This is a genomic window from Micromonospora sp. R77 (assembly GCF_022747945.1).
In the GTDB taxonomy this organism is placed as follows: Bacteria; Actinomycetota; Actinomycetes; order Mycobacteriales; family Micromonosporaceae; genus Micromonospora.
Genome location: NZ_JALDST010000001.1, coordinates 214603 through 237765 on the forward strand (window position 1 = coordinate 214603; position 23163 = coordinate 237765).

The following is a 23163-nucleotide window of genomic DNA, read 5'->3' on the forward strand; positions in this document are numbered from 1 at the left end:
CTGCCAGGATGAGGACACAGGCTCCACTCGCCGCTGCCGCTCGGCGGACGACAGCCGCGCCCCCGACGTACCTCACCCGCCCGGCCCCGGTGCCGGTGGGCGCCGGCACGCGAGCGGAGCACGAGGCAGGAGGTACCCGATGACCCAGGCCGCGCAGGCGCGCCCGACGGCCCCCGGCCCCGAGTCGGGCGACCGCCGGTCCACCCGCCCGCTGACCGGTGACGAGTACGTGGAGAGCATCCGCGACGCCCGGGAGATCTACCTGTACGGCGACCGGGTCGCCGACGTCACCACCCACCCGGCGTTCCGCAATCCGGTGCGGATGACCGCCCGGCTGTACGACGCGCTGCACGATCCGCAGCGGCGCGCCGAGCTGACCGGGCCCACGGACACCGGCAGCGACGGCTGGACGCACCGCTTCTTCACCACCCCGCACAGCGCGGAGGACCTGGTGGGCGCGCAGCGGGCGATCGCCGGGTGGGCCCGGATGACCTACGGGTGGATGGGGCGCAGCCCCGACTACAAGGCGTCGTTCCTGGGCACGCTGGGCGCGAACGCCGACTTCTACGACCCGTTCGCCGACAACGCCCGCCGGTGGTACCGGGAGTCGCAGGAGAAGGTGCTGTTCTGGAACCACGCCATCGTGCACCCGCCGGTGGACCGGAACCGCCCGGTGGACGAGATCGCCGACGTGTTCATCCACGTGGAGCGGGAGACCGACGCCGGGGTGGTGGTCAGCGGGGCGAAGGTGGTCGCCACCGGGTCGGCGCTGAGCCACTACAACTTCATCGCCCACTACGGGCTGCCGATCAAGAAGCGGGAGTTCGCCCTGGTGGCGACGGTGCCGATGGACTCGCCCGGGGTGAAGCTGATCTGCCGGCCGTCGTACGGGGCCGCCGCGGCGGCGATGGGCAGCCCGTTCGACTATCCGCTGTCGTCCCGGCTGGACGAGAACGACACCATCCTGGTGCTGGACAAGGTCCTCATCCCGTGGGAGAACGTCTTCGTCTACGGCGACATCGGCAAGGTGCAGACCTTCGCCGGCCGGTCCGGGTTCGTCGAGCGGTTCACCTTCCACGGCTGCACCCGGCTGGCGGTCAAGCTGGAGTTCATCGCCGGCCTGCTGGCCAAGGCCCTGGAGATCACCGGCACCCAGGACTTCCGGGGGGTGCAGGCCCGGCTGGGCGAGGTGCTGGCGTGGCGCAACCTGTTCTGGGCGCTCTCCGACGCCGCCGCCCGCAACCCGGTGCCGTGGCACCACGGCGCGGTCCTGCCGAACCCGCAGTACGGCCTGGCGTACCGCTGGTTCATGCAGATCGGCTACCCCCGGGTGCGGGAGATCATCCAGCAGGACGTGGCGAGCGGTCTGATCTATGTCAACTCGGCGGCGGAGGACTTCCGCAACCCCGATGTCCGCCCCTACCTGGACCGCTACCTGCGCGGCTCGAACGGCACCGACTCGGTGGGCCGGGTGAAGGTGATGAAGCTGCTCTGGGACGCGGTGGGCACCGAGTTCGCCGGCCGGCACGAGCTGTACGAGCGCAACTACGCCGGCAATCACGAGAACACCCGGGTGGAGCTGCTGCTCAGCCAGGCCGCCGACGGTCAGCTCGACGGCTACCGGGCGTTCGTCGAGTCCTGTCTGGACGAGTACGACCTGGACGGTTGGACGGTGCCCGACCTGGCGCCGCTCGACGACGTCCGCGCCCACCGGGCGCGCGGGGGCGGGGCATGACGGACCTGCTGTCCGGGTGCGACGCACCGGGTGACGGCATCGGCACCGAACGCACCATCCATGGCGTACGATTCTCGGCATCTTGTGGACAGCGTCCACAAGATGCCGACGTACCGCTGGCGCCCACACGCCCGGACGCGCCCTGCGAGACAGTCCCGGGAATGAGGAAGGAAGTCCCATGCACGATGCGACCCTGACGGCCGTGGGCCAGCGGGCAGGCCGCCGACAGTGGTTGGGGTTGGCCGCACTGGCCCTGCCCACGCTGCTGGTGGCCATCGACAACGGCGTCCTTATCCTGGCGTTGCCCAAGCTCAGCGCCGACCTGGAGGTCTCCGGCACGCAGCAGCTGTGGATCACCGACGTGTACGGCTTCATGCTCGCCGGTTGGCTGATCACCATGGGCACGCTCGGGGACCGGATCGGTCGGCGGCTGCTGCTGATGGTGGGCGCGACCGCGTTCACCGCCGCGTCGGTGGTCGCGGCCTACTCGACCAGCGCCGAGATGCTCATCTTCGCCCGGGCCGCGATGGGTGTCGCCGGCGCGACGCTCATGCCGTCGACGCTCGCCCTGATCATGAACATGTTCGCCGACGCCAAGCAGCGCGGCTTCGCCATCGCCTCCTGGGCCACCTGCCAGTTCGTCGGCTCCGCGCTCGGCCCGGTGGTCGGCGGCCTGCTGCTGGAGCACTTCTGGTGGGGTTCGGTGTTCCTGCTCGGCGTCCCGGTGATGCTGGTGCTGCTGCTCGTCGGGCGGGCCCTCCTGCCGGAATACCGCAGCCCCGGCAGTGGCCGCCTCGACCTGGTCAGCGTCGCGGTCTCGCTGGCCGCCATCCTGCCGATCATCTACGGCATGAAGGAGCTGGCGGTGCACTCGGGCGCCGACCCGGTCGTGCCGACCACCGCGCTCGTCGTCGGCCTGATCTTCGCGGTCGTCTTCGTGCAGCGGCAGCGCCGGCTGGACGCGCCGCTGCTGGACCTGAGCCTGTTCCGGAACCGGTCCTTCACCGTGCTGCTGTGCACGATGCTGTTCAACGGCGCGGCGATGGCCGGTCTCGGCCTGCTCAGCAGCCAGTACGTGCAGAGCGTCGCGGGCCTGACGCCCGGCCAGTCCGGCCTGTCGCTGGCCCCGATGGGCATCTCCATCGCGGCCGGCACGATGCTGGCGCCCCTGCTGGTGCGGCGGATTAGGCAGGGCACGGTCATCTCCGCGGGCCTGGTCCTGTCCACCCTCGGCTTCGTGCTGATGACCCAGGTCGACGCGACCGGCGGCCTGTTCCTGGTGGTGGTCGGCATCGTCTTCATCTTCCTGGGCGACGGGCCGCTGGTCGCCCTCGGCACCGGCCTGATCATGGGTTCGGTGCCGCCGGAGCGCGCCGGTTCCGCCGCGGCGATGTCCGAGACCAGCCTCAACCTCGGCGGCACCCTCGGCATGGCCGTGCTGGGCACGGTCGGCGCCGCCATCTACCGCAACCAGATGGCGGACGCCGTCCCCGCCGGACTGTCGGCGGAGGACTCGGCGGTCGCCCGGGAGACGATCGCCGGTGCGACGGCCGTCGCCGACAAGCTGCCGGCCGGGCCCGCCGGGCAGCTGCTCGACGCCGCCCGGGAGGCGTTCACCAGCGGCCTCAACGTGGCGGCGACCATCGGCGTCGTCATCTTCGTGGTGTTCACCATCCTGACCGCCGTCACCATGCGGCAGCGGGACCGGGAGGCCGCGGCGGCCGAGCAGACGCCGACGGAGGCACCGGCGACCGCCTGAGCCGACCGGGACGTCCGGCGTCCGCCGCTGACCCCCCCAGGCAGCCGGACGCCGGTCAGCGGGGCCGGTGGGTACGCATCGCGTACCCACCGGCCCCTTCGTCGTACCCGCCGACGGGCGCCGTCGGAGCGGCCGTGGGATTGCGACGGGACGGCGAACGCACGGCGTGCAAGGTGCGCAATCTGAAAGACGTGCCGGGGACGGCCCGTTGCTAGTTTCAGCAACCAGTCAGCCGCATCGACCGGAACTGGCGACCGACGCTCCGGCGTCGGCAGCGCGGGCGAACGGGATCTCCGCGGTCGTACGCCAGCAGCGGTAGCGCGGTTCGCCATCCATCCCGCTCCGGAAAGTGGCCCCTCATGACAGCTACACAGGACGTCCGACCGTCCCGGCTACCCTCTCTGACCGGGCTGCGGTTCCTCGCCGCGCTCCTGGTCTTCATCAACCACGTGCAGCACCTGAACGTCTTCGCCGACCCGGCGGTGCAGAAGGGATACGTCAAGGCCGTCGAGAACGCCGGCCAGATGGGGGTGTCCTTCTTCTTCATCCTCAGTGGCTTCGTCCTGACCTGGGTCGCCCGGCGCGACGACACCGTCGGGCAGTTCTACCGCCGGCGGTTCTTCAAGATCGTGCCGAACCACGTCGTGGCGTACCTGGCCTCCCTCGCCCTGCTGCTGGCGGCGGGGGTGCCGCTCTTCGCGCCCGAGGCGGTGGCGAACTTCTTCCTCGTCCAGTCCTGGATGCCGAGCTCCGACTACATTGTTTACTCGGTCAACGGGGTGACCTGGTCGCTCTCGGTCGAGGTGCTCTTCTATGTCAGCTTCCCGCTGCTGATCCTGCTGGTGGGCCGGCTGAGCCCGCGCCGGCTCTGGTCCTGGTTCGTGGGCCTCGCGGTGCTCTCGGTGGTCGTCCCGCTCGTGGTGGCGCAGTTCCTGCCCAGCGGCCCGAAGAGCCCCTTCGCCGGCCCGGAGTCCTGGCCGGTGCTCTGGATCAGCTACTTCTTCCCGCCGATGCGCCTGTTCGAGTTCGTCGCCGGCATGATCCTGGCCAAGATCGTCATGGCCGGCCGGTTCCCGCGGATCGGCGCGCTGCCGATGGCGCTGCTGACCGTCGCCGCGTACGTGGTGTCGATCGTGGCCCTGCCCCCGTTCTCCGCCTACTACGTCGCGGCGATCTACCTGGTGCCGATGGGTCTGCTCATCGCCGCCCTGGCCGTCGCCGACGACGAGGGCCGGCGCACGGTGACCGGCACCCGGCCAATGGTGTGGCTCGGTGAGATCTCCTACGCCTTCTTCCTCATCCACCTGTTCATCCTCTTCAACACCCACGCCGCGCTCGGTGGCCAGTGGGCGGGCTGGGGCGGTTACCAGCGCAAGGCGCTGAGCACCCCGCTGGCGGTGCTGTTCGTCCTGGCCGTGCTCGGCCTCTGCGTACTGCTGTCCTGGCTGCTGTACGCGCTCGTCGAGCGGCCCATGATGCGGCACTTCTCCCGCCCGCGCCGCGGTGGCCGGCCCGCCGGGACGGTGCCCACCGACCCGGCCGCGCTGCCCACCTCGCCCGCGCCCGCCGGCTCGGCGACGCACCCGCCGGCCCCCACCGCCTCCTCCGGCGTCTGACCCCTCCCCGCACCGCCCCGCCCCGGGGCGCCGTCCGCCGACGGCCACCCGGGGCGGGGTGCGTCCGCGCCCCGGTCGCCGCCCACCCACGACCACCCCGGGCGCGGTGCGTCCCGCGCGAACGCCGCCCACCCACGACCACCCCGGGCGCGGTGCGTCCGCGCACCGAACGCCCCCCACCCACGACCACCGGGGGCGGAGGTACGCCTGCGCTTCGCCGTCCGCGAGCCTGCCGGCCCCGGCCCTCCTCACCCGCTACAGCTTTGATGACGAATATGAATCACCGGCAGGACCCGCCCGCCGGGGCGCCGCGATTCATCTACGTCATCAAAGCTGTAGCGAGGTTGGAGCGGTGCCCACGAGGCCCGGTCGGCCCGTGGCCGGGCTGACGGGGTCCGGCGTGAATCGGCGACCCCGGGTCCGGCCCGGCCGCCGAAGCCGCTCTCCACGCCGAAGATGCCGGTCCGTATCGCGGGGCGGGAGGGGTCCCGGAGCGGGCGCCCGGCCGCCGCGGTGCCCCGACCACCGCCCTCGATGAGCCACGGCACCCGGCGCCGGAGAGGTACGCCTCGCACCCGGGCAGGAGACGACGATCGGCCAGGTTCCCCGGGGGAACCTGGCCGATCGGTCGACGGCGGGCGGTCAGTGGTGGTGCTCGCCGCCGTTCACGTCGAGGCACTGCCCGCTGACCGCCCGGGCCAGGTCGGACAGGAGGAACACCACCGCGTCGGCGACGGCGTCCGGCTCGGGCAGGCGCCGCAGGTCGATGTTGGCGGCCACCTCGTCGTAGACGTCCTGCACCGACACGCCGCGCTCACCGGCCAGGTGCGCGAACCAGCCACGCAGCGCGTCGGCCCAGATGTAGCCGGGGGCCACCGTGTTCACCCGGATGCCCCGCGGGCCCAGCTCGGCGGAGAGCGTCTGGGCCAGGGCCAGCAGGCTCGCCTTCGACATCTTGTACGCGCCGAACATCGGCTTGGACTCGCGGATGACGCTGGAGTTCACCATCACCACCGCGCCCCGGCTCTCCTCGAGCGCCGGCGCGAAGAGCCGGGTCACCCGCAGCGCGCCGAAGACGTTCGTCTCGAAGCCGGCCCGTACCGCGTCGAAGTCGACGTCACCCAGCCCGACCAGGGGCGGGTTGGCGAACGCGTTGTTGACCACCGCGTCGACCCGGCCGAAACTGCCGACCGTGGTCTCGACCAGGGCCGCCACCGACGCCTCGTCGGTGATGTCGGTCGGCACCGTCAACGCCCGCCGGCCCTCCTTCTTCACCTCCTCGGCCACCTCGGCGAGCACCGGCTCGCTGCGGGCGGCCAGCACCACGTCGGCGCCCCGGCGGGCGCTCTGCACGGCGATCGCGCGGCCCAGACCGGGCCCGACGCCGGAAACCACCACGACTCTGTCCTGCAACATGCTCGGCTCCTCACGAGATCGAACGGGACGCGGCCGGCGCTGACCGGCCGAGGGACGGACACCACCCGCGACCCGGCGGGCGGACGGGGATCAGGCCGGCAACTCGACGGAGAGGCCGTGCCGGAACACGTCACCCGGGTCGTAGCGCCGCTTCACCGCCTGGAGGCGGGGATAGTTGCCCTTGTAGTACAGCTCCTGCCAGGACACGCCCGACGTGTTCCAGGCGGGGTCGGCCAGGTCGACGTCCGGGTAGCCGATGTAGGAGCCGTCGGTACGGTCGTCGCAGACCGGCACGCCGCCGGTCTGCGCGAACAGGTCACGGTAGAACTCCCGTACCCATCCGATGTGGACGTCGTCCTCGGCGGCGTCCTGCCACATGCCCGCACTGCACATGAGCTTGAGGATCGAGTCCCGCTGCGGCATGGCGGTGGCGTCCGGCGCGACCGCGCCCACCCGGCCGCCGAAGCCGGTGAGCAGGATGCAGGCGCTGGGGTTGGCGTAGTCGTCCCGGGTCAGGTGCCGCCAGACCGCCGCGAGCTGCCGGTCGGTGAGGCCGCGCCGCAGGTAGGCCGCCTTGTTCTTGTACCGCCCCTTCGGGTCGTTCGGCCAGCTGTACGACGGCATCCACTCGCTCATCCACGGCATCACCTGGTCGACCGTCATGCTCGGCTGCACGCCGCTGCCGGCGCTCATCGCCTCGAGCTGGGCGTCGAGCAGCTTGTCGCTGTCCGGCACCGCCTCGTCGATGACGGCGGTCAGCACGAACATCGGCGCCGACCGGTGCATCACGATGAGGTTGGTCCACATGTGCGCGTACGGGGAGTCCGGGGCGCTGTTGCGCTCGTACCAGGTGCAGTAGTTGCGCAGCAGGGTGGTGAGCGCCGCCTCGGTCATCGTCTCCCACGACCACATGACGTCGCGCCGGCGCACCCGGGCCGGCGCCTTCGGCAGCACCGCCTCCGGCTCGTGCGACACCGCGTCGGGGCTGCGCATCCAGTAGCGGGTGACGACGCCGAAGCTGCCGCCGCCCGCGCCGGTGTGCGCCCACCACAGGTCGTGGTGCGGGTCGTCCGGCTCCCGGGTGGCCACCACGGCCCGGGCCCGGCCGGTGTCGTCGACCACCACCACCTCGACGGCGTACAGGTGGTCGACGACGAGGCCGTCGCGGCGGGACAGGTGGCCGTAGCCACCGGCCGAGAAGTGGCCGCCCACCCCCACCTCGAAGCAGGTGCCGGCCGGCACCGTCACGCCCCAGCGGGCGAAGAGCGCCCGGTAGACGTGCCCCAGCTTGGCGCCGCCGCCGATGGACACGGCGTGGAACCGCTCGTCGTACGAGATGTCGTCGAGCTGGGAGAGGTCGAGCAGCACCTGCGTGTCGGGCAGCGCACTGAAGTTCTCGAAGCAGTGTCCGCCGCTGCGTACCACGATCCGCTTGCCGGCGGTGACCGCGGCCTGGACCGCGTCGACCACCTGCTCGGTCGTCGTCGGCACCCGGATCACCTCGGGCCGGGTCACGAACCGGTGGTTGTAGGCGTCGAGCAGGTTCTCGTAACGCGGGTCGTCGGGGGTGACGGTGGCGGCGCCGGCGATCGTGCCGGGTCGCTCGGTCATGGTCATGGAACTCCCTCCGGTAGGCGTTCGCGGCCCACCGACGGTGGCACGGGGCCGGTCGGTCGGGCATCTCTGGACGTGCGCTCCGCGCCGGCCGGTGACGACCGGAGACGCCCGGGTGACCCGGGCGTCTCCGGCACCGGTCAGCGCAGCGGGCGGACGAACTCCCGGACGTCACCGACGAGGAGTTCGGGCTGCTCGAGGGCGGCGAAGTGACCGCCCCGGTCGAACTCGGTCCACCGGGTCAGGGTGGGCAGGATCGTCTCCGCCCACCGGCGGACGGGACGCACGGCGTCCTGCGGGAACACCGCCACCCCGACCGGCGCGCGCAGCGGCCACGGGCCGGCCCAGGTGGCGACGAACTCCTCGTCGAGCCGGTTCGACTCGTAGTAGAGCTGGGCGCTGGAGCCGGCGGTGCCGGTCAGCCAGTACAGCGACGCGTTGGTGAGCAGCCAGTCGCGGTCCACCGCGTCCTCGGGTCCCTTGCTGGACTCGGTCCACTCCCAGAACTTCTCCACGATCCAGGCGAGCTGGCCGACCGGCGAGTCGGTCAGCGCGTACGCCAGGGTCTGCGGGCGGGTCGACTGGATCTTGCGCCAGCCGGCACCGTCCTGTTCGAAGTGCGCGGCGAACCGCAACCGGGCCAGGTCCTCCTCGGGCAGCCCCTCGAAGGCGGCCGGGTCCTGGGGCGGGAACGTGGCGAGCATGTTGACGTGCACCCCGAGGACGTGGTCGGGGTCGGCGAGGCCGAGCTTGAGCGACACCGGTGACCCCCAGTCGCCGCCCTGGGCGACGTACCGGTCGTAGCCGAGCCGGCGCATCAGCTCCGCCCAGGCGCGGGCGACCCGGTCGACGCTCCACCCGGTCTGCCGGGGGGCGGCGGAGAAGCCGTACCCGGGCATCGACGGGATGACCAGGTGGAAGGCGTCGCGGGGGTCGCCGCCGTGCGCCGCCGGGTCGGTGAGCGGGCCGATGACGTCGAGGAACTCCAGGAACGAGCCCGGCCAGCCGTGGGTGAGCACCATCGGCACGGCCGTCGGCTCGGGTGACCGGACGTGCAGGAAGTGCACGTCGACGCCGTCGATCTCGGTGACGTGCTGCGGCAGCCGGTTGAGCCGCGCCTCGGCGGCCCGCCAGTCGTAGCCGGTACGCCAGTACCCGGCGAGTTCCCGCAGGTAGTCCAGCGGGACGCCGCGGCTCCACCCCACGTCGGGCAGTTCGCCGGGCCAGCGGGTCAGGTCCAGCCGTCGGTGCAGGTCGTCGAGGGCTTCCTGCGGGATGTCGATGCGGAACGGGCGCATGGGGTCACCTCTCGCGGGTCAGGAGGTCCGGGGCGACGGTCCGGGCAGCCACCGCCGCACGGTCTGCCACAGCACCCGGACAGCCGTGGCGGGGCGCATCAGCGCCGACGGTGGGTCGATCAGGCCGGCCGCGCGGATGAAGGCGTTGGTCAGGTTGGCGTCGTACGCCGCGCCGTCGTGCAGCCGCGACACGTACGCGTTGGCCAGCCGGATCTTGAGGGTCCGGCGGCCCTCCACCCCGGCGTAGCCGAGGTCGGCGCCGGCCGAGAAGTCCCAGGGCACCGCCACCGTCGCGGCGACGTCCCGGAAGAACGCCCGGGCCTGCGGCAGGGCGCCCCGGCGCAGGTGGTCGCGGAGCACCAGCGACTCCAGCGCCGCCACCGTCATGCCCTGCCCGTACACCGGGTTGAAGCTGCACACCGCGTCGCCCATCACCAGCAGCCCCTCGGGGAACCGGTCGAGCTGCTCGTAGTGCCGCCACACGCTGGCCGGGAACTGGAAGGTCACCGGGTCGTCGATCGGCTCGGCGTCCTTCACCGTCTCGTAGATCTCCGCCGCCGGCAGGGACCGCGCGAACGCCAGGAAGCCGTCCGGGTCGGTCGGCGGGTGATCGCCCAGCACGCCGGTGAGCGACAGCTCCACCCGGTTGCCGGGGCCCGGCAGGCGATAGAAGAAACCGCCGCGCGGGTGGCTGGGCGTGGCGATCGGGATGACCGCGATCTCCTTGCCGAACGGGTCGTCGGGCAGCCGGTAGTGCCGGGTGGTGTAGGCCAGGCCCACCTTGACCCGCTGCTCCGGCGGCCGGGGGTAGCCGAGTTCCGCCAGCCAGGCCGGCGTGCGGGAGCCGCGCCCGGTGGTGTCGAGGACCAGGTCCCCGTCGAGCACCCGCTCGGTCCCGTCGTCACGGGAGCGCACCCGCACGCCGGTCACCCGGGCCCGGTCGGCCGTGGTGACCAGGTCGAGGATGTCGTGCCGCTCCAGGAACGTGACGTTGTCGATCTTCTGGACCCGCTGCCGGACGTGGAACTCCAGCACCGGCCGGGTGGCCGGCACGGAGAGCAGGCCGGTGTGCCCGGAGCGGACCCGCCGGCCGTTGAAGTACCAGCGGATCCCGCCGCTGAAGTCGCCCGGTGTCACGCCGGCGTCGATCAGCTCGGTGGTCAGCCCGGGGAACTGTTCCTCCAGGATCTGCTGGCCCCGGGCCACCAGGCCATGCGCGTGACCGCCGTGCGGCACGCCCCGCCGGACCCCCTCCACGCCGGTCAACTCGTCCCGGTCGACGAGGACCACCTCGCTGAACGACTCGGACAGCACCCGCGCGGCCAGCAGGCCCGCCATGCTGCCGCCGAGTACGACGACCCGGTCACCGACACGGTGTGCCATCGTGGTCCCCTCTCTGCTCTCGCGGTCCGTGGCTCAGGCGCCGACGGGGGTGTTCTGGTAGGCGGCGATCCGCCACTGCCCGTCCTCCCGGCCGATCACCCAGGTGGCCCGGATGGTGCGCTCCGGCGCGACCTCGGTCTCCCCCGGCGCGAGCACGCCGCCGCGGGTCACCACCACCACGACGTCCGCGCCGACGGCGCGCACCGACAGCGGCTCGCCGAAGACCCGGGTGCCGCGGTACGGGCCGGCGTACGCCTGGCGCATGAAGGCCCGGATCTGCTCCCGGCCGGTCAGGAACACGTCGCCGGGCAGGATCATCGTGCCGTCGGAGGTGAACGTGTCGGCGAACGCGTCGCCGTCGTTCTTCTCCCACGCCGCCACGATCTGCGACGGGACGGCGACGGCCTCGTCGGCGACGGTGAACTGATTAACCGACATGTTCTTCTCCTTGTTCGGCCAGTGCGGAAAGCGGACTGCCGGGCCCGGAACAATGGCGATCGGGGCCGGCGCCGAAAGGCTGCCGGTCCGCGACGGCGTCCGCCGGCGGACCCGGCCACTGGCAGCCTGGCACCCGCCCCCGGCCACCGGCACCTCCTGGATTGCGCTCCGGCCGCACCCCCGCCCGGCGGCTCCGTGCGGACCTCGCCCGCCGGCCCGGTCACCACCCGGGCGACCCGGCGCGGCAATTTTGAATAACTGATCCGGACCGGCGTGTGGATACAGTCGAGCGGGCGGAACGCCAGCGGCGATGCCCATTCACCACGGCCGAATAATCATTTCCTGCCGACGACACGACACCCCGGTCGACGTTTTCGTGAACGGCGCCCGTGGTCGAGGCGTCCCCAATTCTTCCGGAGGTTCGCATGACCGGCCGACCTGTGCTCATCGACCCCAGCGGCAGGGACATCCACGGCGAGGGGGCCCGCATCCGCGCCGGCGGCCCGGTCTCCCGGATCGTGCTGCCCGGCGGCGTCCCCGCCTGGTCCGTCACCGGGCAGGAGGCCGCCCGTCAGGTGATGGCGGACCCGCGGCTGTCCAAGGACCCCCGCCGGCACTGGCGGGCCTACACCGAGGGCCGGATCGGCGAGGACTTCCCGCTGATCGGCTGGGTGCTGATGGAGAACATGACCACCAGCTACGGCCCCGACCACAGCCGGCTGCGCCGGCTGACCGCGAAGGCGTTCACCCCGCGCCGGGTGGAGGCGCTGCGACCGAAGGTGCACCAGGCGGTGCAGGAGCTGCTCGACGACCTCGCCGCCACGCCGGCGGGCGAGGTGGTCGACCTCAAGCGGCGGTACGCGCACCCGCTGCCGGCCCGGGTCATCTGTGACCTGTTCGGCGTGCCCGAGGAGTCCCGGGCGCAGATCCTGCGCGGTGGTGAGGTCAATGTGGACACCACCATCAGCCCGGAGGAGGCCGCCGCGAACGTCGCCCAGTGGCACCGCGACCTGCAGGACTTCGTGGACAGCAAGCGGGCCGAGCCGGGCGACGACCTGACCAGCGACCTGCTCCAGGCGCAGGAGGAGGACGGCTCGCGGCTCAACGAGAGCGAGCTGATGGGCACCCTGCACCTGATGCTGGCCACCGGGACCGAGCCGGTGATGAACCTGATCGCGAACACGGTGCGGGCCCTGCTGACCCACCCCGACCAGCTCCGGCTGCTCCGCGACGGCACGGTGAGCTGGGCCGACGTGATCGAGGAGACGCTGCGGGCGGAGGCGCCGGTGGCGCACCTGCCGTTCCGGTTCCCGCTGGAGGACGTCACCGTCGCCGGGGTGACGATCCCCCGGGGCGAGCCCGTCCTGATCAACTTCGCGGCGATCGGCCGTGACCCGCAGGTGCACGGCGAGACCGCCGACCGGTTCGACGCGACCCGCGCCGACAAGTCCCACCTGTCGTTCGGCTACGGCATGTACCGCTGCATCGGCAACCAGCTCGCCCTGCTGGAGGCGTCGATCGCGCTGCCCGCGCTCTTCGACCGCTTCCCCGACCTGACCCTCGGCCTGCCGCCGGAGCAGATCGAGCCGCAGGTCACCTTCATCATGAACGGCGTCGCCGAGCTGCCCGTCCGGCTCGCCGCCGCGGTGCCGGCGGCCGCGTGAGGCGTACCGAGTCCCCCAACGAGTCCGAAGAGGTGGTCGAGTCATGAGAGCTGCGGTCGTACCGGGTGTCCGGCAGCGGTGGGAGCTGCGCGAGGTGCCGACGCCCCGGCCGGGACCGGGCGAGGTGCTGATCCGGGTCCGGGCCAGCGGGGTGTGCGGCAACGACGTGTGGCTCACCGACGGCACGTACCCGTATCCGGAGATGGACCCGACCATCCTCGGGCACGAGCCGGCCGGTGAGGTGGTCGAGGTGGGGCCGGGCGTGACCTCGCGTCGGGTGGGCGACCGGGTCGGCGCGACCTGGGTGCAGGGCACCTGCGGCACCTGCGCGTACTGCCGGCTCCAGCTGCCGCTGACCGGGCAGTCGGCGATGAACTGCGCGGCGCCGGCGATGACCGGCATGACCCGCCAGGGCGGGCACGCCGAGTTCATCGCGGTGCCCGCCGACAGCACCGTGCTGCTGCCACCGGGGCTGTCGTACGAGCTGGCCGCCCCGATGCTCTGCGCGGGCTACACCGCGTGGTCGGCGCTGCGGGCCGCCGACCCGCAGCCGCACGAGCGGGTGGCGGTGCTCGGCATCGGCGGACTGGGCCACCTGGCGGTGCAGTTCTCCCGCGCCTGCGGGTTCGAGACCGTCGCGGTGACCGGCACCCCGGACAAGCACGACCTGGTCCGCAAGCTCGGCGCGGACCTCGTGGTCGGCGACGGCGACGAGCTGCGGGACTCAGGCGGCGCCGACGTCGTCGTGGTCACCGGTACCTCGTTCGCCGCCGCCACCCGGGCCCTGTCCGGGCTGCGGGTCAACGGCCGGATGGTGCTGGCCACCATCGACCCGGCCGGTTCGTTCACCATCGACCCGAGCCGGCAGTTCTTCGCCCAGAACCACCGGATCCTCGGCGCCACCCACAACGGGCTGCCCTACCTGGTGCAGGCGCTGGAGCTGGCCGCGCAGGGCGCGGTGACCCCGATGGTGGAGCTGTTCGACAGCGAGCAGGTCACCGAGGCGGTCGACCGGGTCGCCGTCGGCGACGTCCGGTTCCGCGCCGTGGTCACCTACTGAGCGCGGCGGTTCACGCCGGCCGGCCCTGCGGGGTCGGCCGGCGTCGCCGTCACAGCCCCTTCTCCACCATGTCCAGCAGGAGCTGCCCGACGTGTTCGGCCTCGGCGTCGTCGACGCTGCGCAGCGGCCCGTCGATGAGCAGCGTGGCCAGGCCGTGCACCGCGGACCAGGCCAGGAACTCGGCCCGGGGGCGCCGCCGGGCCGGCAGCGCGCCGGCGTCGACGAGCCGGTCCAACGCCTCGCCCAGCAGGGCGAAGGGGCTGCGACCGCTGTGGCCGCCCTTGTCCGGGCTGGTGGCGGTGGTCAGGTCGGCGGGCACCGAGACGGCGGTGCGGAACAACCCCGGCTCGGCCCGCGCGAAGCGCAGGTAGCCGGTGCCCACCGCGCGCAGGTCGGCGCGGGCGCGGGCCACCGGGTCACCCTCGGTCGGGGCGGCGGCGAGTTCCGTCTCGATCGCGACGGCCAGCGCGGACTGGGCCGACGAGCAGACCGCGTGCAGCAGCGCGTCGCGGTCGGCGAAGTGCCGGTAGGCGGCGTTCGGCGCCACCCCGCCCGCCGGGTCGCCTCCCGCAGCACCACCGCGTCCGGCCCGCCCGCGCGGGCCATCGCCAGGCCCGCCTCGAGCAGGGCCCGCCGCAGGTCCCCGTGCCGGTAGGTGCTGCGCCGGGGACCGGACTTCGGCGGGCCGGGTAGTTCGGCGCGCAGGCCGGTCATCGTCGCTCCATGTGGACACCGTACACAAGCGGCCGCCGTCCGCGGCGCGGCACCCCGGCGTTCGCCCAGCGTAACCGGGTCGCCGGCACCCGGACCGGGGCCGGACAGGCGGATGCCCGCCGTCGCCGGGGCGACGGCGGGCATCCGGACCGGGTTCAGATCAGCTGCCCCGTGCAGGCGTCGTCGATGTACGCCTGCTTGGCCGCCGCGTCCCGGTTGGACTGCAGGTAGCGGGACCAGCCCCGGCGCTCGTGCGAGGTGCAGTCCAGCTCCACCACCTCCTGGGTGGGCCGCAGGAAGCCCGGCTTCGGCGGGTACGGCAGGAAACCCTCCTGGTCCTTGTAGTAGAGGCCCTGCCACATCTCGGTCTTGTCCCGCCAGACGCAGACCAGCATGAAGTACTTCGCACCGTCGCGGTGCAGCATCACGAAGCCGATCTCGTTGCGGAACTCCAACCGCCCGGCCTCGACCTCGGCCCGCAGGAAGGCACGCGCCTCGTCGCTGACCTCGGGCGTGGCCTCCTGGTCGGCGAGCCGGATGTCGTACCACTTGAGGTAGCCACCGGGCACGGCCAGGTTCTCACCCGGGTAGATCTGCTTGTCCTGGTGCTTCCAGTCGCTCGGGTACTCGGCCAGGTTCTCGAGGTGGGAAATCGTCTGCGTCACGGAACTGCTACCGCCTCACTTGTCGTTGCGAACACGTGGATCAGCTGCCGGTGGCGTACAGGTCTGCTTCCTCCCACCTCCTGAGTCGCTGGTAGTCCGCCTCCACCTGCCCGACGTCGGGCGAGCTGAGGTAGAGGTAGCCGGGGGACGTGGCCAGGTCGACGGTCGGCCCGATCGGGGCGCCCTCGGGCGCGGTCAGCACCAGCTCCAGGAACGAGTCCAGGGAGCGGATCCGGTCGAGGCGCTCGCCGGCCGGGGCGACCCCGGGCCGCGGGTTGATCAGCGTCACGTACCGCAACCGGTTGAGCAGCCGGTACGGCGGCAGCGCGCCGGAGATCAGGTCCTCGGGCCGGGCGATCGCCCGGGCCAGGCAGTCGATCTGGTCGGTGCCGAGGCACCGGGACACGATGGCCGGTACGTGCGAGCCGCCCGCCCGGCCGGCCGACTCGACCAGCACCGGGCCCTCCTTGGTCAGCATGACCTCGGTGTGTGCGGCGCTGTTGCGCACCTCCAGCGCGTCCAGCACCGCCAGCGTGTACGCCACCAGCGGCCCGACCACCGGGTCGTCCGGCGGCACCGGCTCCTCGTGGTCGTACATCAGCGCGCCGCTGTCGAGCTGCCGCTTGTGGTAGCGCCACACCTCCACGACGTGGTGCACCCCGCCCCGGCTGACCGTGTTGACGAAGTACTCGTCGCCGTGCAGGAACTGCTGGCCCAGCAGCGTGTCGTTGCGGGCGCCGTACCGGTCGGTGCTGCCCAGCACCCGCCCGGCGGCCTCGCGCAGCTCGCCGGCCGTCCGGCAGACCGCCACGTTGTCCGTGCCGGCGCTGGAGCGGGGCTTGACCACCACCGGCCACTCGCCGAGGTCCTGCGCCCAGTCGACCAGCTCGTCGACCGAGCCGGTGGCGATGCTGCGCGCGACGGGCAGGCCGGCTTCCCGGACCGCCTCCACCATCTCGTACTTGTCCCGCCGGGCCCGGGGCCGGCTCATCCCGTTGCCCGGGGTGCCGAGCTCCGCCGAGAGCGCCTCGGCCAGCAGCACCCCCGACTCGGTGCCCGGCACCACGAACTCCACCCCCAGCGCCCGCAACCGCTCGGCGGTGGCCGCCAGGTCACCCTCGTGCGCGATCTCGTGGGTGAAGTTCCCCGGCGGGTAGGGCAGGTGCACGTCCGGCGTGCCCGACCGGACGTGCACGACGTCCACGTCGTACCGGGCGAGGGCGGCGGGCAGGAAGACCCCGATGCCGCACGCGTCGACGATCGCCGTTCGCATCACACGCTCCGTGCTTCGGTCGGGGCCGGTGCGCCGGCCGGTACCAGGGACGCCGGGCTCGGCCGCCGCTCGTGCCGGCCGCGGGCCAGCACCCCGACGCCGACCAGCGCGGTGATCCCGACGACGCCGACCAGCGTGACGGCCGACGGGCGCAGGCGGGCGTCCGGCAGTTGCAGCAGCAGCGCCATCGGCGGGGAGAGCGCGGAGATCAGCGAGGCGGTGATCGGCTCGGTGTGCTTGATCCCCACCTGGATGAGGTACATGGGCAGGCCCACGCCGATCACCGCGACGACCAGCCCCGGCAGCAGCGCGGGCGGCAGGGCGCCCGGGTCGCCGACCAGCACGAACCCCCAGGTCATCGCCATCATCAGGAAGAACCGCACGGCCAGCACGGACTGCGGGTCGAGCCCTGCGTCGCTGAGCCGCTTGGAATAGATGACGTTGGCGGTGGAGGTGAGCCCGCAGACCAGGGTCAGCGCGAGCCCGACGACCGCCGCGTCGACGCCGACGTCACCGACCCCGCTGCGCCCGGTCACCGACGCCCAGACCAGCAGGGCGAGGAAACCGCAGATGGCCACCGAGACGGCGATCTCGGCGCCCAGCACGCTGCTGCCCCGGCGCAGCAGCGGACCCAGCACGACGGTGAGCACCGGGCCGATGGCCAGCCCCACTACGTTCACCACCGCGGGTTCCAGGTATTTCAGCGCGAACAGCAGCGACAGCCAGGTCACCGCGGTGGAGACGTTGATCGCGACCACGTCGTACCGCCGGGTCCGCAACGGCGCGAAGGTCGCCGCGGGACCCCGGCGGACGAGGTCGAGGCCGAGGAAGAACAACCCGCAGAGGGTGAACGAGACGGCCGCCAGGCTCAGCGTGTCGACCTTCTGGAGCTGGTTGCCGGCGTAGACGTCCACCAGGGCGGACATCGCGGCGAAGAGCAGCAGCACCAGGATGCCCCGGTTCGTCCGCCGGCCGGCGGCCCCCGTCATACGGCGGCCATCCGGGGGATGCTCGCCGCGGCGCGGGCCAGCGCCGCCGCGTCCACCGCGTCGTCCTCCAGGATGCCGGCGAAGTACTTCTGGTAGGCCACCAGGTCGAAGTGACCGTGCCCGGACAGCCCGAACAGGATGGTCCGCGAGGTGCCCTCCTCCCGGCACCGGATCGCCTCGTCGACCGCGACCCGGACCGCGTGGGTGGACTCGGGGGCCGGCAGGACGCCCTCGGCGCGGGCGAACTGCACGCCCGCCTCGAAGCAGCGGGTCTGCGGGACGGCCACCGGCTCGATCAGCCCGTCCTCCACGGTCCGGGTGATCATCGGGCCGATGCCGTGCGCCCGCAGGCCACCCGCGTGCACCGGCGGCGGGACGAACTCGTGCCCCAGCGTGTGCATCCGGAACAGCGGCCCCAGCCGGCCGGTGTCGGCGTAGTCGTAGGCCACCACGCCCTGGGTCAGGGTCGGGCAGGCGGCCGGCTCGACGGCCAGCACCCGCACCGCGCGACCGCCGCGCAGCTGCTCGCCGAGGAACGGGAAGGCCAGGCCGGCCAGGTTGCTGCCGCCGCCGGCGCAGCCGACCACGATGTCCGGGTAGTCGTCGGCGAGGGCGAACTGGCGGATCGCCTCCTGCCCGATCACCGTCTGGTGCAGCAGCACGTGGTTGGCCGCGCTGCCGAGCACGTAGCCCAGCGAGGGGTCGGTGCCGAACGCCTCCAGCGCCTCCGAGGTGGCGATGCCGAGACTGCCCGGGGAGTCCGGGTGCTCGGCCAGGATGGCCCGGCCGACCGCGGTCTCCTCGCTCGGGCTCGGCACGCAGACCGCCCCGTACGTCTCCATCAGCGCCCGCCGGTACGGCTTCTGCTCGAAGCTGACCCGGACCATGTAGACCTTCGCGGTCATCCCGAAGAAGTTGGCGCTGAGTGCGGTGGCGCTCCCCCACTGCCCGGCGCCGGTCTCGGTGACCAGCCCGGTCTTGCCGGCCAGCTTGTTGTAGTACGCCTGCGGGATGCCGGTGTTCGGCTTGTGGCTGCCGGTCGGCGCGACGCCCTCGTACTTGTAGTAGATCCGCGCCGGGGTGTCCAGGGCGCGCTCCAGCCGGCGGGCCCGGATCAGCGGCGACGGCCGCCACAGCGCATAGATCTGCCGCACCGGGTCGGGGATCTCGTACTCCCGCTCGGTGCCGATCTCCTGCTCGATCAGCTGCTCCGGCATGGTGTACGCCATCTCGTCCCGGGTCAGCGGCTCGCCGGTGGCCGGGTTGAGCGCCGGCGCCAGCGGCCCGCCCTTCAGATCGGCCGCCAGGTTGTACCAGCTGGTCGGGATGTCCTGCTCGTCAAGCAGGAACTTGGTTCTCTCCAGCACGGGAGTCCTCCTGTGTCGTTGCCTCGGCGACCAGCGACCCGGTGGCCGTCGTGTAGGAGCTGGCGAACAGCAGCGGATGAGCCGTCCGGATGCCGTCCACCACGAGGTCGTAGGGGACGTCGTCGAACTCGCCCCGCATCTGCAGGAACTCCATGTGCTGCCGGCCCTGCTCGTCGAAGGGGTGGTAGAGGCTGTCGGACCGCCCGTCGAAGTCCAGCGGCCTGATCCGGTAGAGCTTGCAGAGCATCTTGTTGAACACCGGCGTCGCCCTCACCCAGGTGCCGTCGAGGTGCACCGAGGTCAGGCTGTGGAACCGGAACACGTCCCCGCCCACCAGCTCCCGCAGCCGGGGCGAGGCCAGGTGGTTGCGGACGTCGCCGTAGACGATCCGGCTCGGCACGCCCACGGCGCGCAGCGCCGCCGCGTACACGATGGACTTGTGGACGCAGAAGCCGAAGCCGCGCTCGAGCACGCCGCTGGCGGTGAGTCCGCGCCGGGACAGGTCCGCGCCGTACACCTCGTAGCGGATGCCGTCGCGCACCGCGTAGTACAGCCGGACCGCCTTGTCCACGTCCGTCCCGCCCGCGTCGTCGCCGAGGGCGTCCCGGACGAACCGGCGCACCACGGGCGAGTCGTGGTCCAGGAACTCGGTGGCCCGCACCAGTGCCGGGTCGGTCTCGCTCATGCCGTACGCCCCCCTGTCGGGCCGGTCGCCGGGGCGGTCCGGCCCAGCCCCATCAGGGCCGCCACCCGCTGGCGTTGGATCTCCGAGGTGCCGGAGTAGATCGTGCCGGACACCGCGTTGCGCAGGTCCTTCTCCAGCCCGTACTCGGTGGTGTAGCCGTAACCGCCGAAGACCTGCACGGCGGCGAGCGCGGACCGGACGTTGCTCTCGCTGACGATCAGCTTGGTGATCGCCACGTCGGTGGCGACGTTCTCCCCGGCGGCCATCCGCTCGGCGGTGTCGTAGAGCCACTTGCGGGAGGTCTCCAGGTCGATCCGCATGTCGACGATCCGGTTCGAGACCGACTGGTAGGAGCCGATGGCGGCCCCGAACTGGGTGCGGCTGCGGGCGTACTCGACGCACCGCTCCAGGCGGTGCTGCATCTCGCCGAGCACGCCGGCGAAGCCGCAGAGGATCTCCCACCGCATCACCGCGTCGAGCACCAGCAGACCCGCGCCGACCGACCCGACCACGTGGTCGCGGGGCACCCGCACGTCGTCGAGGAAGAGCTCCGACAGCGGCGACGTGCGCAGCCCCATCTTGCCGATCGGACCGCCCACGGTCAGGCCCGGCGAGTCCCGCCGGACCAGGAACGCGGTGACCGCCACCGGACTGCCCGGGCGGCCGGTCCGCGCGTAGACCACCACCAGGTCGGCGATCGGGCCGTTGCTGACGAACGCCTTGCTGCCGCGCAGCACGAAGTGGTCGTCCTCGGCGACCGCGGTGGTGGCCATGTTGGTGACGTCGGAGCCGCCGGCCGGCTCGGTGATCGCGTGCGCGCCGATCATCGTGCCGGCCACGATCTCCGGCAGGTAGCGCTCCCGCAGCGCCGGGGAACCGAAGCGCTGCACCGGGACGCCGGTGCTGACCAGGTGGGTGCAGGCGGAGAAGGTCAGCCCGGCGTCCCGGCAGGCGTAGCCCAGCCCCTCCAGGACGTACATCGTGGTCGGCAGGTCACGACCGAGGCCGCCGAAGCGCTCCGGGAAGGGCAGCCCGAACAGCCCGGTCGCCCGGAGCCGCTTCCAGCCGTCCCAGGAGAACTCGCCGCTGGCGTCCCGCTCCAGGTGGTCCGCGCCGACCAGTCGGCCGGCCTGCTCCGCCGCGTCGCGCAACGCCCGTTGTTCGTCGGTCCATCGCATACCCCGGCCGCCTCAGTACTGCGAGAATTCGACGGAGTCCAGGTTGTGTCGCTCCGGACCGACGAGCGGTGGGTTGAAGACGCTGACCAGTTCCAGGTCGGTCTCGGGCGCGGCGATCAGGAAGTGCGCGTCGTGTTCGTTCAACGCGTACAGCACGCCGGGCCGCAGCTCCCAGCTGCGGGAGCCGTCGGCGGTCTGCACCCAGCCCCGGCCGCCGATGCAGTAGCACGCCTCGAGGTGGCGGCGGTACTCCAGTTGCGACTTGGTCCCGGCGCGCACCACCGTGTGGCACACGGTGAAGCCCATCTTGTCGGTCTCGAGCAGGTAGCGGTAGCTGAGGCCGTTGCCCCACTCCACCGGTTCGGTCTGTTCCCTGGTGCGAACGATCATCAGTCCAGTCCTCGTCCGGTCAGCCGATGGCGGCGTGGTCACGGGCGGCGGTGACGAACGCCGTCATGGCAGCGACCGACCGGAAGTGCTCCGGCGAGATGTCCAGGTCGTCCATGGGGATGCGGTAGCGTTCGCCGAGCCAGGCGATGAGCTGGAGCAACCGCAGGCTGTCCACCACACCGGTGTCGAGCAGGTCGTAGGCGGGGTCCAACTCCTCGGGGGCGGTGCCGGGCAGGTATTCCGACACCACGTACCGGGTTATCTCGTCGGCGAGACTCACGTCAGCTCCCTCATCAGGTGGTCACGGACCCGGCGGCGGTCCACCTTGCCGGTGGGCCCGACCGGCAGCGCCTCGCTGACCAGTCGGAACACGTCGGGGATCGCCACCCGGGTGAGCCGGGCGGCGCAGTACGTACGCAGGGCGAGGCTGCTCGGGCCGGTGCCGTCGACCCGGACCACGGCGTGCAGCCGGGTGCCGGCCGCCGGGTCGGGCAGCGCGACGACGACCGCCTCGACGACGCCGTCGTGGCCCTGGACGACCCGTTCGACCTCTTCCAGGTTGACCCGTACACCCCGGACCTTGACCTGGAAGTCGTTGCGCCCGGCCAGCGTCAGCCGGCCGTCGGCACCCCGGTGGACCAGGTCCCCGGTGCGGTACCAGGTCCGCTCGCCCCGGTCGGTGACCCGGCGGAAGAACCGGTCCGGCGCCTGGTCGCCGAGGTAGCCGTCGGCCTGGAACGGCGTGGCCACCACCAGCTCGCCGGTGCCGGGGCCGGTCAGCACCTGCCCCTGGTCGAGCAGCGCCACCTCCACCCCGGGGATCGGCCGGCCCAGGGGCAGCACGTCGTCCGTGGCGGCCTGCTCCGGGCCGAAGGTGTGCAGGAAACTGTCGTTGGTCTCGGTGCAGCCGTACACGTTGTGGAAGGTCGCCCGGGGGAACACGGCCGGCAGCCCGGCGCGGACCCGGCGCGGCGTGTGGTCGCCGGTCAGCAGGACGTGCCGGACCGCCGGGAATGCCTGCCCGTCGGCCGCCTCGGTGAGCAGCCGGAACAGCATCGGTACGGCCTGGACGACCGCCGGCCGGGCCTGCGCGAACAGCTCCAGCAGGTAGCGGGGCTGGACCGCCCGGGCCGGGTCGACGAGGACCACCTCCCCGCCGTGGCTCAGCGTCGCCCAGACGTCCAGCAGGCAGAGGTCGAAGTTGAGCGGCGCGTAGTTGAGCACCCGGGTGCCCTCGGTGAGGTCGAACTGCTCGGCGGCCCAGTCGACGAACCGCTCGACGCCGGCGGCCGACAACGGGACGATCTTGGGCAGTCCGGTGGAACCCGAGGTGGTCAGCAGCAGGCAGGTGTCCGGCGGCAGCGCGCCGCCGGTGCCGCCGGGACGGGGCGGACCCGCAGGCCCCGTCCTCGGCCGCGAGGACGGCCGCGCACCCGGCGCGGGCGACCAGCGCGTCGAAGACCTGCGCACCGAGGTCGGTGGAGAGCAGCAGCACGGGCTGCCCGGCGGCGAGGCAGGCGAGCACCGCCGCGACCGACTCGGGCGACTTGCCGGCGCGGAGCGCGACCGGCGCCCCGGCGGTGGGTACGGCGGCCAGCTGGGCGGACGCCTTCGCCGCCAGCTCGACCAGCTCGGCGTAGCTGACCAGCCGGTCCTGCCAGCGCAACGCGGTCGCGTCGGGTATCCGGTCGGCCTGTTCGTGGATGCGGGACGCGAGGGATCCGATCGACATCACTTCCCCCCTTCACCGGTGCCGACCGGTCATCTCCCCCGACCGGTCCGGCGCACCGATCTTCGATTCCGGCGCACGGACCGTGCATCTTTCAAAATGCGCAGTCCCATCGGCGGGAAGACCGCGTCCGCGTGTCATCGGGGTGACACGCTGGTACCCCACCACGTCGATGTGTACGGTGTCCACT

At 72.5% G+C, this 23163-nt stretch carries 20 protein-coding genes and 1 pseudogene; 5 read left to right on the forward strand and 16 right to left on the reverse strand.

The window, feature by feature from the left end:
- The first annotated feature begins 139 nt into the window (after window positions 1–139).
- From MRQ36_RS01080 to MRQ36_RS01090, 3 genes are all read left to right on the forward strand, one after another.
- The gene (locus MRQ36_RS01080; RefSeq protein WP_242791608.1) at window positions 140–1735 is read left to right on the forward strand and encodes a 4-hydroxyphenylacetate 3-hydroxylase N-terminal domain-containing protein; all 1596 of its coding nucleotides are present in this window, start codon (window positions 140–142) and stop codon (window positions 1733–1735) included.
- A gap of 178 nt (window positions 1736–1913) precedes the next feature.
- The gene (locus MRQ36_RS01085; RefSeq protein ID WP_242791610.1) at window positions 1914–3494 is read left to right on the forward strand and encodes an MFS transporter; all 1581 of its coding nucleotides are present in this window, start codon (window positions 1914–1916) and stop codon (window positions 3492–3494) included.
- Between the two features lie 359 nt (window positions 3495–3853).
- A complete protein-coding gene (locus tag MRQ36_RS01090; RefSeq protein WP_242791612.1) occupies window positions 3854–5110 on the forward strand; it encodes an acyltransferase in 1257 nt (418 codons plus the stop codon).
- Window positions 5111–5752: 642 nt separating this feature from the next.
- On the opposite strand, the gene MRQ36_RS01095 is transcribed toward MRQ36_RS01090, so the two are convergent.
- The 5 genes from MRQ36_RS01095 to MRQ36_RS01115 all read right to left on the reverse strand — a co-directional run bounded on the left by MRQ36_RS01095 (window position 5753) and on the right by MRQ36_RS01115 (window position 11259).
- Window positions 5753–6526 carry an SDR family oxidoreductase gene (locus tag MRQ36_RS01095; RefSeq protein WP_242791614.1) on the reverse strand — a complete coding sequence of 258 codons (774 nt, stop codon included), beginning with the start codon at window positions 6524–6526 and terminating at the stop codon, window positions 5753–5755.
- Window positions 6527–6616: 90 nt separating this feature from the next.
- Window positions 6617–8137, reverse strand: coding sequence for an FAD-binding oxidoreductase (locus MRQ36_RS01100; protein WP_242791616.1), 1521 nt, complete (start codon window positions 8135–8137; stop codon window positions 6617–6619).
- A gap of 143 nt (window positions 8138–8280) precedes the next feature.
- A complete protein-coding gene (locus MRQ36_RS01105; protein WP_242791618.1) occupies window positions 8281–9438 on the reverse strand; it encodes an epoxide hydrolase family protein in 1158 nt (385 codons plus the stop codon).
- A gap of 18 nt (window positions 9439–9456) precedes the next feature.
- Window positions 9457–10821: an NAD(P)/FAD-dependent oxidoreductase gene (locus MRQ36_RS01110; protein ID WP_242791619.1), complete on the reverse strand. Its 1365-nt coding sequence runs from the start codon at window positions 10819–10821 to the stop codon at window positions 9457–9459.
- Window positions 10822–10854: 33 nt separating this feature from the next.
- Window positions 10855–11259 (reverse strand): SgcJ/EcaC family oxidoreductase, encoded by a 405-nt coding sequence (locus MRQ36_RS01115; RefSeq protein ID WP_242791626.1) that lies wholly within the window; start codon window positions 11257–11259, stop codon window positions 10855–10857.
- Window positions 11260–11684: 425 nt separating this feature from the next.
- On the opposite strand from MRQ36_RS01115, the gene MRQ36_RS01120 reads away from it, so the two are divergent.
- Together MRQ36_RS01120 and MRQ36_RS01125 are read left to right on the forward strand one after the other, a co-directional pair.
- Window positions 11685–12923: a cytochrome P450 gene (locus tag MRQ36_RS01120; RefSeq protein ID WP_242791629.1), complete on the forward strand. Its 1239-nt coding sequence runs from the start codon at window positions 11685–11687 to the stop codon at window positions 12921–12923.
- 43 nt (window positions 12924–12966) lie between these two features.
- Window positions 12967–13983, forward strand: a complete 1017-nt coding sequence (locus MRQ36_RS01125; RefSeq protein ID WP_242791632.1) for an alcohol dehydrogenase catalytic domain-containing protein — start codon at window positions 12967–12969, stop codon at window positions 13981–13983.
- Between the two features lie 49 nt (window positions 13984–14032).
- On the opposite strand, the gene MRQ36_RS01130 is transcribed toward MRQ36_RS01125, so the two are convergent.
- The 11 genes and pseudogenes from MRQ36_RS01130 to MRQ36_RS34275 form a co-directional block, all read right to left on the reverse strand.
- On the reverse strand, window positions 14033–14530 hold the full coding sequence (locus MRQ36_RS01130) for a TetR-like C-terminal domain-containing protein (RefSeq protein WP_242791636.1): 498 nt from the start codon (window positions 14528–14530) through the stop codon (window positions 14033–14035).
- A gap of 322 nt (window positions 14531–14852) precedes the next feature.
- The gene (locus MRQ36_RS01135) at window positions 14853–15362 is read right to left on the reverse strand and encodes a hypothetical protein (RefSeq protein ID WP_242791639.1); all 510 of its coding nucleotides are present in this window, start codon (window positions 15360–15362) and stop codon (window positions 14853–14855) included.
- A gap of 40 nt (window positions 15363–15402) precedes the next feature.
- Entirely contained in the window at window positions 15403–16635 is a 1233-nt protein-coding gene (locus MRQ36_RS01140; protein ID WP_242791642.1) for a phosphoribosylglycinamide synthetase, read from the reverse strand.
- Entirely contained in the window at window positions 16635–17624 is a 990-nt protein-coding gene (locus MRQ36_RS01145) for a DMT family transporter (RefSeq protein ID WP_242791643.1), read from the reverse strand. Before MRQ36_RS01145 ends, MRQ36_RS01140 begins: the two co-directional genes overlap by 1 nt.
- Window positions 17621–18991, reverse strand: coding sequence for a TrpB-like pyridoxal phosphate-dependent enzyme (locus tag MRQ36_RS01150; protein WP_242791644.1), 1371 nt, complete (start codon window positions 18989–18991; stop codon window positions 17621–17623). The genes MRQ36_RS01145 and MRQ36_RS01150 overlap by 4 nt, the downstream gene beginning before the upstream one ends.
- The gene (locus MRQ36_RS01155) at window positions 18963–19676 is read right to left on the reverse strand and encodes a transglutaminase family protein (RefSeq protein ID WP_242791645.1); all 714 of its coding nucleotides are present in this window, start codon (window positions 19674–19676) and stop codon (window positions 18963–18965) included. Before MRQ36_RS01155 ends, MRQ36_RS01150 begins: the two co-directional genes overlap by 29 nt.
- On the reverse strand, window positions 19673–20854 hold the full coding sequence (locus MRQ36_RS01160) for an acyl-CoA dehydrogenase family protein (protein ID WP_242791647.1): 1182 nt from the start codon (window positions 20852–20854) through the stop codon (window positions 19673–19675). Before MRQ36_RS01160 ends, MRQ36_RS01155 begins: the two co-directional genes overlap by 4 nt.
- Window positions 20855–20866: 12 nt before the next feature.
- The gene (locus MRQ36_RS01165) at window positions 20867–21244 is read right to left on the reverse strand and encodes an ectoine synthase (RefSeq protein ID WP_242791649.1); all 378 of its coding nucleotides are present in this window, start codon (window positions 21242–21244) and stop codon (window positions 20867–20869) included.
- Window positions 21245–21263: 19 nt separating this feature from the next.
- Window positions 21264–21524 carry an acyl carrier protein gene (locus tag MRQ36_RS01170; RefSeq protein WP_242791652.1) on the reverse strand — a complete coding sequence of 87 codons (261 nt, stop codon included), beginning with the start codon at window positions 21522–21524 and terminating at the stop codon, window positions 21264–21266.
- Window positions 21521–22714: an AMP-binding protein gene (locus MRQ36_RS01175; protein ID WP_242791655.1), complete on the reverse strand. Its 1194-nt coding sequence runs from the start codon at window positions 22712–22714 to the stop codon at window positions 21521–21523. The genes MRQ36_RS01170 and MRQ36_RS01175 overlap by 4 nt, the downstream gene beginning before the upstream one ends.
- Window positions 22701–22976: pseudogene (locus MRQ36_RS34275) on the reverse strand (AMP-binding protein); the annotation flags it as partial. The gene MRQ36_RS01175 and the pseudogene MRQ36_RS34275, both read right to left, overlap by 14 nt.
- Window positions 22977–23163 lie beyond the last annotated feature (187 nt).